The organism is Paraburkholderia sp. 35.1 (assembly GCF_050436525.1).
Classification (GTDB): Bacteria; Pseudomonadota; Gammaproteobacteria; order Burkholderiales; family Burkholderiaceae; genus Paraburkholderia; species Paraburkholderia tuberum.
In genome coordinates, this window is sequence record NZ_JBNDMJ010000003.1 from 174121 (window position 1) to 190615 (window position 16495).

Sequence of the window (16495 nt, forward strand, 5' to 3'; positions counted from 1 at the left end):
CGCGTCCCTCGATGCGCGCGACGGGGACCCCAACGGCGGGATCCAACGGCAGTTCCGATGACGGGTTCCGACACCGTATCCGGAGGCACGCGCCGATCCGCCCATGCTAACGAGACTGCGAGTCGATCATGTCCAAGCCCAGTGAGCGCATCGTCGTATTCGTCACGACCGCGCAGAAACGTGCGATCACCGCGACTGCCGAGGATCTGGGCATCAGCGTGAGTGAACTGATGCGGCGCGCGGTGCTGAGCTTCGGCGCGACCAGCGAACAGGTCAAGGCCGCGAGCATCGTCGACCGGCTGCGCGCGCCGCGCGCGCCCGATCCGCTGAACGCGGCGCTGCAGCGCGTCGCGCGCGGTACGCGCTATGCGCGCGCCGCGCTGCCGGTAGCGCTGCAAGCGGATGAGAAAGACGCGGCGGCGCCGGCGGCTGCCGGCGCGGCCGATGCCGTGGCTTCGCCCTCGATGCAGCAAGCCGGTCGCCCCGCTCCCGTGACCGACGCTGTGGATGCCCCCGCCCCGCTGCTTCCCGCGGGCGTCGCCGCCGCGCTCGCCGCCGAGCAGGACGAACAGGCCGCGGCCACCGCCGAAGCCGTCGCGCGTCTGACGGCAGCACGAGCCGCCGAAAACGCGGAAAACGCCGAAGCGGACGCAATCGACAACGCCGCGTCGAAACGGCTGCCCGGCACGTCGGCGCGTCTGCGCAACTCACTCAAGCGCCGTCCCAACGACCAGGACTCCGACGACGACGAACCGCACAGCGACCCGAGCGCCGAAGGCGGCCGTTTCGCGTGACGCAAGGCGTGACGGAAAATTACTGCGCACCGAGCCGAAATCACTGCATCCGAGCGATGCAGGCGAGCGTACGCAACGGGTCCCCGTTGCATATCGTTACATCAGTGACACCTGCGTGAAACGCCGCTCGGTAACGCCCGCCCACACCCGCAAACAGCGGCTTTTCGCGCATCGTTCGAGCCTTCGGGAAGCCGCATCGATTAAGCCGTCTTTAAGACAGCCGGTGGTGTAATATCCGCCGTCAAGTCCATGATCCGCCGTCAAGTCCATGCCCATCGCGGCTTTCCATCATCGAGGCAATCCTCAACCGGCATTGCGCCTCAACCAAAACGGACCGCGCTATTGCAATTGGCAAGTGCGCCCCGAACTCCGGTCCGAACGTTGCGCAGCATGGCGCACGGCGGCGTAAAGTAGCAGTAGTTCAAGGCAGTCAGGCGCGCACGCATCGTCGGCGCCGCTCACATTCTCTGGAGGTTTTTCATGTCGCTTTTTGACAGCATTTCGCGCACGCTCAAAGGTCTTTTGAACGATGCGGCCGACTCGGTGCAGGATCCGTCGCGCGACTCGCGCCAGATCGTGCGCGAACTCGACGACAGCATCGGCAAGGCCGAAAACTCGCTGATCGAGATTCAGGCGCAGGTCGCCACCCAGCAAAGCAAGCGCGATGTTGCCGCGGACAAGGCGAAGAAGTATGAAGACGGTGCTCGCCGTGCGCTGCAGTCCGGCGACGAAGGGCTCGCGCGTGAAGCGCTCGGCGCGCAGGCCACGGCCGAAGCCGAACGCGATGCGCTGACCAAAGAACTGACTTCGTTGGAGCCGTCGGTCGCGCAACTGAAGAGCCAGATCGAGGACATGCGCACGCGCCGCAACGACCTGAACGCGCGCTCGAACATCCTGCAAGCCAAGCAGCAGATCGCGCAGGCGAAAGATACCGCGGCCACCGCACTCGGCGGCATCGGCGGCAAGAACCTGTCCGAGGATTTCCAGAAGCTCGAAGATAAAGTCGCGCTGTCGAACGCGCGTTCCGACGCACGTCTGAACTCCGCCGACGAAAAAAGCGGCAAGGCGCTCGACGACAAGCTCGCGGATCTGAACCGCGGCCCGTCCGTCGACGATCGGCTCGAAGCGCTGAAGAAGCAGCTCAATACGCCGGCGCAGTAAATGCTGGATGCGTGTACTTCCTCGCAGCAAGTACACGCAGCAATGACAGCAGTAGCAGTACATGCCGGCGCGCTCGCTTCTGAACGCACCGGCATACCGGCCGCCACAGGCAGCCACCGCAATCGACTGATGGAGACGGGCGCGCCCCGCCCGGTCCGCAAATGAAAAAACTTTTCGCAACCGCCTTCGCTTCGCTGCTGCTCGTGTCGGCCGCGGCGTTCGCGGTGCCGACCGCCCAGCAAATCGAATCGGCGATGTCGCAGGGCAACTGGCAGCAGGCCGACGCCGGCCTCACCGAAGTGTTGCAAGCGCATCCGAACAACGCACACGCGCACTATCTGTACGCCCAGGTGCTCGATCGCGAAGGCCGTTCCGCCGACGCGCTCGCGCAGCTCCAACAGGCAAAGACGCTCGATCCGCAGGTCCGCTTCACCGACCCGAGCCGCTTCGCGCAAACCGAAGCGCGCCTGCGCCGCGACGCGGAACGCGCGGGCGGCAACGTCACCCGTCACGCCGCGAATCCGTTCGCGCAGCAGAATGCGCCTGCTGTGCAGCAACAGTCGGCGATGATGTCGCAAGCGCAACAACGGCATGGTCCGGGGGTGGGTATGTGGATCGGTATCATTGTTCTGATCGCGGTGATCGCGCTCGTGCTGCGCTGGACCTTGCGCCGCGCGCGCAGCCAGGAGGACACGCGCGCCGACGAGGACCGCCGCGCGCAATTGAAGCGCGCCACCGACATGCTCAACACGGTGCGGTCGATCAAGCTCGACGTGAAGCTGTCCGCCGCGCCGGGTCACGAGTTGCTCGAGAAAGACGTCGAAGCGACCGAAGAACAGTTGCGCGGCGCCGTCGAAACGCTGTCGAACGGCAAGAATCCGCTGCCGCCCTATGCACTCGACGAGTTCGAGCAGCGCATCGCGAGCCTGCGCGCTCGCGCCGACGGCCGGCCCGATCCGACCGCCGCGTCCGTGGGCAGCGCTCAGCAATCGACGTACGCGCAGGAAGCCGAGCGCTTCGGCAACCCGCAACCGCCTTATCCGCAACAGGGTCCCTATCAGCAGCAGCCGCAGGTCATCGTGCAGCAAGGCGGTGGCATGGGTGGCGGCATGGGCGGTCTGCTGACCGGCGTGCTGCTTGGCGAGGCGCTCAGTCACGGGCGTGACCGCGTAGTCGAGCGCGACGTGGTCGTCGACCCCGACGAACTGCGCCAGCGCGGCAACGACGGCGGAAACGGCGGCGGCGTCGACTTCGGTCAGGGTTCGAACGACTGGAACGATGACGGCAGCGGCGGCATCGACATGGGCAGCAACGACGATTCCGGCGGTTGGACCGATACCTGATCGAACCCGATCGATCCGCGTCGAATGAAAAGACAGGCTCCTTCGCGGAGCCTGTTTTTTGCCTGCCGGTTTTGTGTGCCGCCTTCGTTCAGGTCAGGCCCGCGCCGACTCCGCCTGGCTACCCTCGTGCTGCGCGAGCACGACCGCCCCCGCAAACAGCCGCACGATGAAACGTTCCGCGTAATCGATCAATGCGTCGCGGCGCGCGGCGTTCGCATCGATGTATTCAGCGGATAGATGAAACAGTTGCAGCACGATCTGCGTGCAGACCTCGTCGACGGTCTCGCGCGCGAGTCGCGGCATCAATTCGAGCTGCACGACGTCGTCCGCCATCTCCGCCGACACCTCGTGCAGGTTCGCGCGCACCGCTTCGCGCAAAGCCGGCGACGTGCCGTGGTATTCGGCCAGCGCGCTCAGGAACGCCTCGCGGTTCGCGAGCGCGAACGCAAAAAACGCGACGCACGCGCGCCGCGGCACGCTGTGCGGTTCGTCGTGCGCGGCGAGCCAGCGCTCGCGCCGCAGCATCGGCCGAAGCCGTCGGCTCACCGAGGCGACGGCTTCGTGCGCAAGCTCGTCGAGCGCGCTGAAATGGCGGTAGAACGTGTTCGGATTGAGCCCCGCCTCGCGTGCGAGCTCGCGCAAGCCGAGGCTCGCGAAACTGCGGCCGCCGGCGGTCAACCGCAGCGCGGCCTCGATCAGCTTGCGCTTGCCGGGCGGCAACTCCGGGCCGGCGACGGACGCTGCGTCGGGGACGGTCGTCATCGTGCGTTCAATCGTCGCGCGGTATGCGCGTTTAATAGCTGCACTCTAAACGATCTTGACGCGATGTGTACAGTTGTCTACCCTGCGCGTTAAGCCGTGTGTAGACAGCTGTAGACGCGCGATTTCGCCCCTGCCCGTCGCGCCGCGCGAGTCCAGCGCGCCATAGCCGCTATCGTTTCACCCGCCGCTTTCGCCCCGTGCCGGAGACCGCCGTGACGCCTGCCCCTTCCGCTTCATCCACCGCGCTGAGCATTGCGATCGTCGGCAGTGGCTTTGCCGGCATCGGCATGGCCATCCGTCTGCAGCAAATGGGCATCACGTCGTTTGCGGTCTATGAGGCCGCGAGCGGCATCGGCGGCACGTGGCGTGACAATACCTACCCCGGTGCGGCCTGCGATGTCCCCTCGCATCTCTATTCGTTTTCGTTCGAGGCGAATCCGGCGTGGTCGCGCTCGTTCAGCAGCCAGGCCGAAATTCTCGCGTATCTGCAGCACTGCGCGCGCAAGTACGGCGTCGATCGCTACGTGCGTTGCAATGCGAAAGTGAGCGCCGCGCGCTTCGACGAAGCGCGGCAGATCTGGCTCGTCGAGCTCGATACGAACGGCGCGCGCGAAATCGTCGAGGCCGACGTGCTGATCGCCGCGAACGGTCCGCTGTCGCGTCCCGCGCTGCCGCGCATCGCCGGCATCGAACGTTTCGAGGGCAAGCTGTTCCATTCGGCGCGCTGGGATCACGCCTATCCGCTCGACGGCAAACGCGTCGCGGTAATCGGCACCGGCGCGAGCGCGATCCAGTTCGTGCCGAAAATCCAGCCGCGCGTCGCGCATCTGGCTCTGTTCCAGCGCACCGCGCCGTGGGTGATGCCGAAGCGCGACAAGCCGATCGGCCTGCGCGCGCAATGGCTGTTCCGTACGCTGCCGTTCACGCAGCGCTTCGTTCGCAGCGCGATCTATTGGCAGCTCGAGTCGCGTGGGATCGCGTTCGTCGTCAATCCGAAGCTGATGAAGATGCCGATGAAGTTCGGCCTCAGCTATCTGCAGCGACGCGTCAAGGACCCGGCGCTGCGCGCGAAGCTCACGCCGAACTACCGGCTCGGCTGCAAGCGCGTGCTGCTGTCGAGCGACTATTACCCGGCCGTCTGTCAGCCGAACGTCGACGTCGTGACGAGCGGTATCCGCGAGATCGTCGCGGATGGCATCGTGACCGACGACGGCGTGCACCACCACGCGGACGCGATCATCTGCGGCACCGGCTTCCAGGTCAACGACGTGCCCGCGCCGTTCGAAGTGACCGGCCTCGACGGCACCGACCTCAGCACGCTATGGCTGCGCGATGGCCCCGAGGCCTATCTCGGCACGAGCATCGCGAACTTCCCGAACTTCTTCATGATCGTCGGCCCGAACACGGGGCTCGGCCATAACTCGATGATCTACATGATCGAGTCGCAACTGCGATATATCGGCGATTGCCTGCGCGTGCTGCGCAAACAGAATGCGCGCACGATGACCTTGCGCGCCGACGTGCAGCGCGATTTCAACGCGCGTTTGCAACAGGAGATGCGGCACGCAGTGTGGACGAGCGGCTGCCACAGCTGGTATCAAACGCAGAGCGGCAAAGTCACCGCGATCTGGCCCGGCTTCACGTTCAGCTTTCGCAAGCGTACGCGCCGCGTGCGGCCGCAGGATTACCGCTTCGCGCGTTGAGTCCGCACAATGGCAATCCGGCGCCGCGGGCATGGGCCGGCGCATTCGTTACCCGCCACCGCTCAGCAACTGCAACAGCTCCCACAGGAACTTCGCGATGATCACGATCAGTTCCCACAGCCGATAGAGCGGCTGCCAGTCCAGCACGCGCAGAAGGGACTCGATCATCGCTATCGTCAGAAGAAGTGAGGGCCGCGATTTCCAGTTCGATCACGCGTGGCGCGCGATGCCCGCGCGTCGCGCAAGCTCAAACCGCCATCACGGCCCGCCTGCGCTCCGCGCGCTGCATGAAGAAGTTCGCCGCGACGACGCCGACCGTGACGACCGCGATGAACAGCGTCGCGAGCGCATTCATCTCCGGATTCAGACCAAGTCGCACGCGCGAGAACACGACGAGCGGCAAGGTCGTCGAGCCGGGACCCGACAGGAACGCGGACAGCACGAGGTCGTCGATCGACAGCGTGAACGACAGCAGCCAGCCCGACACCAGCGCCTGTGAAATCAGCGGCAGCGTGACGAAGAAGAACACGCGCAGCGGTGTCGCGCCGAGGTCGAGCGCGGCTTCCTCGAGCGACGGATGCAGTTCGCGCACGCGCGATTGCACGATGATCGCGACGTACGAAATACACAGCATCACGTGACCGATCCAGATCGTGAAGATGCCGCGTTCGGCCGGCCAGCCGATCCAGCGCGCCATTTCGATGAACAGCAGCAACAGCGAGATGCCCTGAATCACTTCGGGGATCACCAGCGGCGCGTTGATCATGCCGGTGTACAGCGTGAAGCCGCGAAAGCGCCCCATGCGCGCGAGCACGAAGCCGGCCCACGTGCCGATGATCACCGACGCGAATGCCGTGAGCAGGCCGATACGCAGCGACAGCCACGCCGACGTGATCAGCTCGCCGTCCTGCAACAGCGCCGCGTACCAGCGCGTCGAGAAGCGCGTCCACACCGTCACCAGTTGCGATTCGTTGAACGAATACACGACGAGGCTGACGATCGGGATATACAGAAACAGAAAGCCGATGCCCAGAGCGATCAGCTGCAGCATGCGATTCGGCTTCATTGGCGGCCCTCCTCCAATGCCTTCGCCTGGGCATGCTGGAACAGCGCCATCGGCACCAGCAGCAGCAACACCATCGCGCATGTGACGGCGGACGCCATCGGCCAGTCGGCGTTGTCGAAGAACTCATTCCACATCACGCGGCCGATCATCAGCGTGTTCGCGCCGCCGAGCAGCTCGGGAATCACGTACTCGCCGACCGCCGGAATGAACACCAGCAGACAGCCGGCGATGATGCCGTTCTTCGACAGCGGCAGCGTGATCTGCCAGAACGCCTTCCACGGCTTCGCGCCGAGGTCGTAGGCGGCTTCCAGCAAGGTCAGGTCCATTTTCACGAGATGCGCGTACAGCGGCATCACGAGAAACGGCAGGTACGAATAGACCATGCCGATATAGACCGCCGTGTTCGTGTGATACAGCTCGATCGGCGAATGGATCAGGCCGACCGACATCAGGAAGTTATTCAGCAGCCCGTTGTTCTTCAGAATGCCGATCCATGCGTACACGCGGATCAGGAACGAGGTCCAGAATGGCAGCATCACGGCCATCATCAGCAGATTGCGGGTGGCCGGATTGGAGCGCGCGATGTAGTACGCCATCGGATAGCCGATCAGCAGACACAGCACGGTCGAAATCGCCGCGACCACGACCGAATTCACATAGGTCGCGAAGTACAGGCTGTCGGTCAACAGAAACGCGTAGTGCGACAGATCCAGCGTGATGTGCAGCGCGCCTTCCGCGAAGGTGACGAGCTGCGTGTACGGCGGAATGCCGAGCTGCGAATCGGCGAAGCTGATCTTCACGACCAGCAGGAACGGCACGAGGAAGAACAGCAGCAGCCAGATGAACGGCCCCGCCACCACCGCGGTGCGTCCCCTGAACTTCAGACGCCGCACGGGCCACGCGAAAAACGACGAAAGCGCCTCTCTCATGACGTCAGCACCACGCCGGCCGATGCGCTCCAGCGCACGTAGACTTCGTCGCCCCAGGATGGCGGATCGATTTCGGTGAGCGCCAGGCTCGTCACGTTCGCGATCACGGTCTTGCCGCCGTCGAGCTTCACGTGATACAGCGAATAGCCGCCCATGTACGCGATATTCGTGACGACGCCCCTGCCCCAGTTGTAGGCGCCCTCCGGCGGCTTACGCGTGAGGGCGATGCGTTCGGGGCGCACCGAGATCGTCACCGGCATGCCGAGCGGACCGGTGATGCCGTGATTGACGTGCAAATGGCACGTGAGATCCGGCGTTTCGATGAACACGTGATCGGGCTCGTCCTCGACCGTATGGCCTTCGAACAGATTGGTCGAGCCGATGAACTCCGCCGAGAAACGGCTGTTCGGGTACTCGTAGACTTCATGCGGCGTGCCGAGCTGCACGATCTGGCCTTCGCTCATCACGGCGAGGCGGTTGGCCATCGTCATCGCTTCCTCCTGATCGTGCGTGACCATCATGCAGGTGACGCCGACCTGGTCGAGAATGTTGACGAGCTCGATCTGCGTGCGCTGGCGGATCTGCTTGTCGAGCGCCGACATCGGCTCGTCGAGCAGCAGCAGCTTCGGCCGCTTGACGAGCGAGCGCGCGAGCGCAACGCGCTGCTGCTGCCCGCCCGACAGCTGATGCGGCTTGCGCTTCGCGAAGCGGCCCATCTGCACGAGTTCGAGCGCGTTGTGCAGGCGGTCTTTCAGCTCGGCCTTCGGCACGCCTTCCTGCTTGAGGCCGAACGCCACGTTCGCCTCGACCGTCATGTGCGGAAAGAGCGCGTACGACTGGAACATCATGTTGACCGGCCGGCGATACGGCGGCAGTTGCGCGAGGTCTTCGCCATCGATCAGGATCTTGCCCGACGTCACGGTTTCGAGCCCGGCCATCATGCGCAGCAACGTCGACTTGCCGCAGCCCGAGCTGCCGAGCAGCGCGAACAGCTCGCCCTTCTTCACCGTCAGATTGACCCCTTTGACCGCGACGGTCTCGCCGAACTTCTTCACGACATCGACGATCTGGATGAACTGCTCCGCTGCGTCGCCCGTCACGGCGTTCAAGCCCGTCGACGGCACGGCCGTCGCGGCCAGCGCGCCCGGCTGGTCAATACTCATCATAATGCTGCTTCACTCCGGCGTTTGACGAACAAAGCCCCCGGTGAACACCGAGGGCTTCATAGGCTGCTTATCTGTTTGTTGTCGCGCTTAGCGGCCGGACTTGAACTCGGTCCACAGCCGCGTTTGCAGCCGCTGGATTTCCTGCGGCAGCGGTTTCAACAGGAACAGCGTCTTGATGGTTTCCGGCGACGGGTACACGGCCGGATCGTTCGCGACGTCCTTGTCCACGTACTTGCGCGCTGCCATATTGACGCTCGGGTAGTACACGGCGTTGGTGATCGCGGCGTTCACCTGCGGCGTCTCGATGTAGTTGATCCACTCGAGCGCGGCTTCCTTGTGCTTCGCATCCTTCGGAATCGCCATCACGTCGAACCACACCGGCGCGCCGCCCTTCGGCACGAAGTACTCGATCTTGTACGGCTTCTTCGCCTCGATCGCGCGATGCTTGGCGATCACGACGTCGCCCGACCAGCCGTACGCGAAGCAGATGTCGCCGCCGACGAGGTCGTTGATGTAGCCCGACGAGTTGAACTGCGTGATGTACGGGCGGATCTTTTTCAGCATCGCGAGCGCGGCGCGGTAGTCGGCCGGGTTCGTGCTCATCGGGTCTTTGCCTATGTAGTGCAGCGCGGCTGCGAACATCTGGTCCGGCGCGTCGAGCACCGACACGCCGCAGGCCTTCAGCTTCGAGATGTATTCCGGCTTGAACAGGATGTCCCAGCTATCGAGCGGCGCGTCCTTGCCGAGGATCTGCTGGACCTTCGTCACGTTGTAGCCGAGGCCGGTCGTGCCGTACGCCCAGGGCACCACGTACTTGTTGCCCGGATCGGCGCCGGCGACGAGCGCCATCAGCGACGGGTCGAGGTACTTCAGGTTCGGCAGCTTCGATTTGTCGAGCGGCTCGAAGATGCCCGCGGCGATCTGCTTGCCCGCGTAGTTGCTGGTCGGCACGACGATGTCGTAGCCCGAATTGCCGGCGAGCAGCTTCGCCTGCAGCGTGTCGTCGCTGTCGTAGTTGTCGTACTTGACCTGGATGCCGGTCTGTTTGGTGAAGTTCGGTATCGTGTCCTTCGCGATGTAGTCGGACCAGTTATACACGTTGAGCTGCGTATCCTTCGCAGCGGCCGTCAACCACGGCGCCGCGCACAAGATCAGCGCCGCCATATGCCCCACTATCCGCTTGTTCATCCCGTTCTCCGATCCTCTCGTCACTCAAGCCGCGCCGTCGCCCGCACGGTCCCCTGAAAACCCCGAAAACTACCACCAATTATTGCCCACACAAAAAAAAACCCGGAGCTGTCGCGCAAACGGTACAGGCTCTGGCCGCACCCTTGCAAAATGGGCGAAATTTTAACGGGTTATCGGCCCGTGTCTACCGAAAAATACGCGGACGTCGGCCGCGCTTTATCCGCGCTGGGCACAGGCTGCGAGGGTTTCATCGCGTCGCTGTTATCTGGTTGTCAGCTCGGCGTTGGCTCGCACCTGGGCGGTGCGCCGCTCTGGCGCGCGCGAGTGCCGGACGGTGCTTGCCGGTGCAGAGCCGCGTCGGCGTCCGGCGCGCCTTTCATGCGCCGCGGCGCCGCCACGACGGCTCGAATGCTCCTATCATGATCTTTTGATGCGTATTGCGCGACGTCGTCGCGCGATGGCCGGCCCGCCGCTGCGCGCGTGCGATGGGCATGTGACTTGCAACAGGATGCGTTTCCCACAAGCTCTGGCACGATCAACACCAATCCTTTCGCGATGCGTCCAGACCGGCGCCGGCGCCTGCCGGGCGAGCCGATGCGTCCCGCGCACTGGTTCTCGTTCCTCGGCGCCGGCGCGCTGATCGCGGGCGCGACCTGGCAGCGACGCGCAGATCAAAGCCGCGCTGCACGTCGTCAATCTCGATGCTTTCGGCTCGCTTGCGTTCGCGTTCGTGATCAACGCGGCGCTGCTGATCGTCGCGGCGGCCGTGTTCTATGCCAGCGGTCATCGCGGCGTGACCGATCTGGCCGATGCGCATCGGCTGATCGCGCCGCTCGTCGGCAGCCGCTGGGCCGGCATCCTGTTCGCGACGGCGCTGCTCGCGTGCGGACTCAGCGCGACCGTCACCGGCACGCTGGCCGGTCAGCCGGTGATGGAGGGCTTCCTGCGGCTGCGGTTACCGCGCTGGAAACGCGCGCTGCTCACGCGTGCGCTCGCGATCGGGCCGGCCCTGCTCGCGGTAGGCGTGTTCGGTCAGCATGGCTCGAATCAGTTGCTGGTCGCGAGCCAGGTCGTGCTGAGCTTGCAATTGCCGCTCGCGGTCGTGCCGCTGATCCGCTGCGCGTCCGATGCGGCGCTGATGCGCGGCTGGCGCGTGCACGGCGTGCCGCTCGTGCTGTCATGGCTGTCGGCGGCGTTCATCATTGCGCTCAATGGCGCGCTGATGTGGCAACTGGCGACTTCGGCGTGATCGCAGACGCAAAGGTCAGCGCAATTGACATGAAGTTCGCACGACGCTGAGCGACGCATGCAAGGCGCGCGGCGCGCATCGGATCGGTTAACATAGCGGGACTTCGCCTCCCCGCCTCAAGGTTTCCGATGACTTCGAATCTCCACGATCTTCCCGACAGCCCGTGCATCGGCGTCTGCTCCACGCTCTTCGACGAGGTCTGTAAAGGCTGCGGCCGCACCGCCACCGAAGTGTCGAACTGGGTGTTTCTGAGCGACGAGGAAAAGCGCGCGATCTGGACTCGGATCGAACGGGAAGGCACGGCGATGCGGTTTCAGAACGACAAGGTGTGAGGGTGTTCGTTGCGCGCATCGCACGTTGACGCGACCATAAAAAAAGCCCGCTTCGACGAAGCGGGCTTTTTGCTGTGACGCGATTCGATCAGCGTGAACCGAAGCGCTTATTGCACGCCCTGACTCGTCAGGAAGTCCTCGTAGTTACCGCCAAAGTCGTTCAGCGTGCCATTGGTCTTCACTTCGATGATCCGGTTCGCGAGGCCGCTCACGAACTCGCGGTCGTGGGAGACGAAAATCAGCGTGCCGTCGAACTTGTCGAGCGCGATCTGCAGCGACTCGATCGACTCCATATCCATGTGGTTGGTCGGCTCGTCCATCAGCAGCACGTTGTGGCGGCCCAGCATCAGCTTGCCCCAGATCATGCGGCCCTTCTCGCCGCCCGACAGCACCTTGACCGACTTGCGGATGTCGTCCGCATTGAACAGCAGCCGGCCGAGCGTGCCGCGCACCATCTGCTCGTCATCGCCTTCCTTGCGGTACTGGTCGATCCAGTCCATCAGCGTGACGTCGCCGGGAAACTCTTCGTACGTGTCTTGCGGCATGTAGCCGACGTTGGCGTTTTCCGCCCACTTCACCGTGCCGTGGTCGAGTTGCAGATTGCCGAGCAGCGAGCGCAGCAGCGTGGTCTTGCCCGCGCCGTTCTCGCCGATGATCGCGATGCGCTCGCCCGGCTGCACGCTGATGCTGAAGTTATTGAAGATCGAGCGCTCGTATTTCTTGGAGATGCTGTCGGCGACCACCGCGATGTTGTGCAGCTTCTTCTCGAACTCGAAGCGGATGAACGGGTTCTGCCGCGACGACGGCTTGAATTCCTCGATCTTGATCTTGTCGATCATCTTCAGACGGCTGGTGGCCTGGCGCGCCTTCGACTTGTTCGCCGAGAAGCGGCGCACGAAGTCCTGCAGATCGGCCACGCGCTCCTTCGCCTTCGCGTTGGCGGCCTGCTGACGCTCGCGCGCCTGCGTGCTGGCTAGCATGTAGTCGTCGTAGTTGCCCGGATAGACCTTCAGCGTGCCGTAGTCCATGTCGGCCATGTGCGTGCAGACCTGGTTCAGGAAGTGCCGGTCGTGCGAGATGATGATCATCGTCGAGTTGTACTGGTTGAGAACATCTTCCAGCCAACGGATCGAGTTGATGTCGAGGTTGTTGGTCGGCTCATCCAGCAGCAGCACGTCCGGCTTCGAGAACAGCGCCTGCGCGAGCAGCACGCGCAGCTTCCAGCCGGGCGCCACGTTGCTCATCGGGCCGTTGTGGTCTTCGATCGCGATGCCGATGCCGAGCAGCAGCTCGCCCGCGCGCGCTTCGGCCGTGTAGCCGTCGTACTCGGCGAACTTCGCTTCGAGCTCGGCCGCGTGCATGTAGTCGTCGTCGGTCGCGTCGGGGTTTGCGTAGATCGCGTCGCGCTCGGTCATCGCGGCCCACATTTCTGCGTGGCCCATCATCACGACGTCGAGCACGCGCACGTCTTCGTACGCGAACTGGTCCTGGCGCAGCTTGCCCAGACGCACGTTCGGCTCGAGCATCACGTTGCCCGAGCTGGGCTCGAGATCCGAGCCGAGAATCTTCATGAAGGTGGATTTACCGCAGCCGTTCGCACCGATCAGGCCATAGCGATTCCCTCCCCCAAATTTGACCGAAATGTTCTCGAAGAGGGGCTTCGGCCCGAATTGCATGGTGATATTGGCAGTAGACAGCACAGCGCGTCCCTTTGAATGTGATATCGGCGAAAAACCTAATATTTTAGCAGGTTTGGAGATTTCAACCGGACAGTTGTTCCGGCGCGGCCCGCGTCACCCGCTCGAGCCACCGCGCGGCGTCTGCAGAATGTCGATGAAGGCCGAAAAATCCGCGTCGGCGAGCCCCATCGCGGCACCCAGTCGCAGCAATTGCTGGACCGTCGACGCGACCGGCATCGGCGTGCCGGCCTCGTAGGCGCTCCCCCGCCGCGCCGTCCGCCCCCCGCCCGCCTCGCCGAAATCCGCCACCCGCCGCGCCAGCGCGCGCGTCGCGGCCGGCGCAATGCTCGAATGATCGACGATCCAGCGCATGCGGCGCGGCGCAGCAGGTGCCGGATCATCGGCGCGCCCATCAGGCCGGGGCCGCAAAAACCAGTTTCCACGTTCGAACCTCGTCGGCTATCAGATTGAATCGCTTATGTTGCGTACAGATGATAGCGACCGCGCCAGGCGCTGAAGTCGCGCGATACCGGGCATGCGATGTGCAGTATCGATGGTTCGAGCGGCGGCGTCTGATCCGCCGCGCAGGCGATTGCGCTGGCGAGGGCGCATCTGTCCGTCGGACTGCGCGAACCGTTGCCTATACTTTTTCCATGCACGTTTCCGAGCAGCGTTTTACTGACCAGCGGCGCACACCAAGGAGGAACTCATGTCAGAACACGTTTACAAGAAGATCGAACTGACCGGTTCGTCGAAGAAATCGATCGACGACGCCATCACCACCGCGATTGCCAAAGCGTCGGAAACGCTGCGCAATCTGCACTGGTTCGAGGTCACGGAAACGCGCGGCCAGATCGAGAACGGCAAGGTCGCGTACTGGCAGGTAACGTTGAAGGTCGGCCTGCGCATCGAGGAGTGAGCGGCGACCGCACGACACGCTTGCCCGTTGCCACGCGCAAGCCGCAAACGGAAAAGCTGCGTCCAGGCGGGGCTGGACGCAGCTTTTTTTCAACAACGGACCGCCCGATTTACTTCGGCAGCGACCCGTCGACACCCTCCACGTACCAGTTCAGGCGCTGCAGTTCCGGATCGGTCAGCGTCTTGCCTGCAGGCACCTTCACCGTGCCCGACTGATCCTTGATCGGGCCCGTGAACACGTCGCGCTTGCCGCTCGCGAGTTCGTCGCGCTTCGCGGCAACCTGCTTCTGCCCATCGGCCGGAATCGCCGACGTGTTCAGGTCCTCGAGGTTGACGGCCTTCTGCGGAATGCCCCACCACACCGGAGCGTTCGTCCACTTGCCGTCGAGCACCTGCTGGATCACCGCGCTGTAGTACACGCCCCAGTGCGCGACCACCGAGCCGAGATGCGCATCAGGACCGAACTTCTTCATGTCCGAATCCCAGCCGAACGCGTGCACGTGCTTCTCCGACGCGGTCGCGAGCGTCGCGCTCGAATCGGTGTTCTGCAGCAGCACGTCGGCGCCCTGGCCGATCAGCGTTTCGGCGGCCTGCTTTTCCTTGCCCGGATCGAACCAGCTGTTGATCCAGATCACCTTCGTATGCACCTTCGGATTCACCGAGCGCGCGCCGAGCGTGAACGCGTTGATGTTGCGCACCACTTCCGGAATCGGCACCGACGCGACGAAGCCGAGCGTGTTGCTCTTCGTCACGTAGCCCGCGGCGACGCCGGCCAGATACGCGCCCTGGTACATGCGCACGTCGTAGGTGCCGAAGTTCGGCGCCTTCTTGTAGCCGGTCGCGTGCAGGAAGATGGTGTCCGGGAAGTCCTTCGCGACCTTCAGCTCGAAGTCCTGGTAGCCAAAGCTCGTGCCGAAGATGATCTTGTTGCCCTTGTTCGCGAGATCGCGGAACACGCGCTCGGAGTCGGCCGATTCCGGCACGTTCTCGACGCGCGTGATCTTGATCCTGTTGCCGAACTTCGCTTCGGCTTCCCGCGAGCCCTGGTCGTGCGCGTAGGTCCAGCCGGCATCGCCCGGATTGCCGAGATAGACGAACGCGACGCCCGGCACGTCGGCGGCCTGCGCGGTTTGCGCGAGCGGCGCCGCAAGCGCCAGCGACGCCGCACCCCAAGCGAAAGCGGTCAGCAGATTTCTTCTCTTCATGTTTTCTCCCCTGTCGTAATGAGCGAATAGTTTGAGCGGATCGATAAAGGACCTGTGTCGCCGTCAGCCCGCCGAGAAAAACGGCTTGCCGAGCGACGCGGGTGCATTCAGGCGAATCGTGTTCGGATTGCGCGAGATCAGCGCGAGCACGACGATCGTCGCAACGTACGGCAGCATCGCGAGGAACTGCGTCGGCACCGGCACACCGATCGCCTGCGCATAGAACTGCAGCCCCGTCACCGCGCCGAACAGCAGCGAGCCGATCAGCAGTCGCCCAGGGCGCCACGTCGCGAACACCACGAGCGCGAGCGCGATCCAGCCGCGGCCCGAGGTCAGGTTCTCCTGCCACAGGTGCAGATTGACGATCGAATAGTAGCCGCCCGCGAGCCCCGCCATGCCGCCGCCGAACGCGACCGCCCCATAGCGCACGCCGACCACCGGAAAGCCGACCGAATGCGCGACCTGCGGCGATTCGCCGACCGAGCGCAGCACGAGTCCCGCGCGCGTGCGATAGAGGAACCAGCCGATCGCGGCGAACATCAGGAACGCGAGGTAATCGAGCGGCGTGAGGGTAAACAGCGCGGGGCCGAGCACCGGGATGTTCGACAGGCCGGGGATCGTCCACGTATCGATCGTCGCGCGCACCGCCGCCGACGTGTACGGCTTGCCGACGTACGCGGACAGCCCGATGCCGAAGATCGTCAGCGACAGGCCGGTCGCGACCTGGTTGGCGAGCATCGTCAGCGTGAGGAACGCGAACAGCAGCGACATCGCGAGACCGGCGCCGATCGCGGCGAGCACGCCGAGCCACGGGCTGCCGGTGATCGACGTGACCGCGTAGCCGCTGACGGCGCCCATCAGCATCATCCCTTCCACGCCAAGATTGAGTACGCCCGATTTTTCGGCGACGAGTTCGCCGGCGCCCGCGAACATCAGCGGGATCGACGCGGTGATCGCGCTCGACGTGAGCGCGCTGGCTTGCTGGATATCCATATCGAGT

At 64.2% G+C, this 16495-nt stretch carries 14 protein-coding genes and 2 pseudogenes; 7 read left to right on the plus strand and 9 right to left on the minus strand.

The genetic code is table 11. The features are described from left to right. The first annotated feature begins 128 nt into the window (after positions 1-128). The 3 genes from OKW27_RS20820 to OKW27_RS20830 all read left to right on the plus strand — a co-directional run bounded on the left by OKW27_RS20820 (position 129) and on the right by OKW27_RS20830 (position 3298). Positions 129-794, plus strand: coding sequence for a hypothetical protein (locus tag OKW27_RS20820; protein ID WP_429334736.1), 666 nt, complete (start codon positions 129-131; stop codon positions 792-794). A gap of 480 nt (positions 795-1274) precedes the next feature. Next, a complete protein-coding gene (locus tag OKW27_RS20825; protein WP_429334737.1) occupies positions 1275-1955 on the plus strand; it encodes a PspA/IM30 family protein in 681 nt (226 codons plus the stop codon). 161 nt (positions 1956-2116) lie between these two features. Continuing rightward, positions 2117-3298, plus strand: coding sequence for a tetratricopeptide repeat protein (locus tag OKW27_RS20830; protein WP_429334738.1), 1182 nt, complete (start codon positions 2117-2119; stop codon positions 3296-3298). Between the two features lie 93 nt (positions 3299-3391). Here the strand turns inward: OKW27_RS20830 and OKW27_RS20835 are convergent, their stop codons facing one another. Continuing rightward, on the minus strand, positions 3392-4060 hold the full coding sequence (locus tag OKW27_RS20835) for a TetR family transcriptional regulator (protein WP_429334739.1): 669 nt from the start codon (positions 4058-4060) through the stop codon (positions 3392-3394). A 212-nt stretch (positions 4061-4272) separates the two neighbouring features. On the opposite strand from OKW27_RS20835, the gene OKW27_RS20840 reads away from it, so the two are divergent. Beyond that, positions 4273-5763 carry a flavin-containing monooxygenase gene (locus OKW27_RS20840; protein WP_429334740.1) on the plus strand — a complete coding sequence of 497 codons (1491 nt, stop codon included), beginning with the start codon at positions 4273-4275 and terminating at the stop codon, positions 5761-5763. Positions 5764-6010: 247 nt separating this feature from the next. On the opposite strand, the gene OKW27_RS20845 is transcribed toward OKW27_RS20840, so the two are convergent. From OKW27_RS20845 to OKW27_RS20860, 4 genes are all read right to left on the minus strand, one after another. Further along, the gene (locus tag OKW27_RS20845) at positions 6011-6829 is read right to left on the minus strand and encodes an ABC transporter permease subunit (protein ID WP_090805341.1); all 819 of its coding nucleotides are present in this window, start codon (positions 6827-6829) and stop codon (positions 6011-6013) included. Continuing rightward, complete coding sequence (locus OKW27_RS20850) at positions 6826-7758, minus strand: ABC transporter permease subunit (protein WP_429334741.1); 933 nt, start codon at positions 7756-7758, stop codon at positions 6826-6828. The genes OKW27_RS20845 and OKW27_RS20850 overlap by 4 nt, the downstream gene beginning before the upstream one ends. Continuing rightward, positions 7755-8921, minus strand: a complete 1167-nt coding sequence (locus tag OKW27_RS20855) for an ABC transporter ATP-binding protein (RefSeq protein ID WP_429334742.1) — start codon at positions 8919-8921, stop codon at positions 7755-7757. Before OKW27_RS20855 ends, OKW27_RS20850 begins: the two co-directional genes overlap by 4 nt. 90 nt (positions 8922-9011) lie before the next feature. After that, the gene (locus OKW27_RS20860; protein ID WP_176078949.1) at positions 9012-10112 is read right to left on the minus strand and encodes a polyamine ABC transporter substrate-binding protein; all 1101 of its coding nucleotides are present in this window, start codon (positions 10110-10112) and stop codon (positions 9012-9014) included. A 646-nt stretch (positions 10113-10758) separates the two neighbouring features. Here OKW27_RS20860 and OKW27_RS20865 point away from each other — a divergent pair. Both OKW27_RS20865 and OKW27_RS20870 read left to right on the plus strand, forming a co-directional pair. Continuing rightward, a pseudogene (locus OKW27_RS20865) lies at positions 10759-11361 on the plus strand (divalent metal cation transporter); the annotation flags it as partial. 128 nt (positions 11362-11489) lie between these two features. Then, a complete protein-coding gene (locus OKW27_RS20870) occupies positions 11490-11693 on the plus strand; it encodes a DUF1289 domain-containing protein (RefSeq protein ID WP_090800501.1) in 204 nt (67 codons plus the stop codon). Between the two features lie 107 nt (positions 11694-11800). On the opposite strand, the gene OKW27_RS20875 is transcribed toward OKW27_RS20870, so the two are convergent. Together OKW27_RS20875 and OKW27_RS20880 are read right to left on the minus strand one after the other, a co-directional pair. Next, on the minus strand, positions 11801-13393 hold the full coding sequence (locus tag OKW27_RS20875) for an ABC-F family ATPase (protein WP_090800503.1): 1593 nt from the start codon (positions 13391-13393) through the stop codon (positions 11801-11803). A gap of 93 nt (positions 13394-13486) precedes the next feature. Beyond that, a pseudogene (locus tag OKW27_RS20880) lies at positions 13487-13633 on the minus strand (NAD(P)-dependent oxidoreductase); the annotation flags it as partial. 448 nt (positions 13634-14081) lie between these two features. On the opposite strand from OKW27_RS20880, the gene OKW27_RS20885 reads away from it, so the two are divergent. After that, a complete protein-coding gene (locus OKW27_RS20885) occupies positions 14082-14291 on the plus strand; it encodes a dodecin (RefSeq protein ID WP_090800504.1) in 210 nt (69 codons plus the stop codon). A gap of 109 nt (positions 14292-14400) precedes the next feature. Here OKW27_RS20885 and OKW27_RS20890 read toward each other — a convergent pair whose 3' ends face one another. Together OKW27_RS20890 and OKW27_RS20895 are read right to left on the minus strand one after the other, a co-directional pair. Beyond that, entirely contained in the window at positions 14401-15495 is a 1095-nt protein-coding gene (locus OKW27_RS20890; protein WP_090800506.1) for a BMP family ABC transporter substrate-binding protein, read from the minus strand. 63 nt (positions 15496-15558) lie between these two features. Further along, positions 15559-16488, minus strand: coding sequence for an ABC transporter permease (locus OKW27_RS20895; RefSeq protein WP_090800507.1), 930 nt, complete (start codon positions 16486-16488; stop codon positions 15559-15561). Positions 16489-16495: the final 7 nt, after the last annotated feature.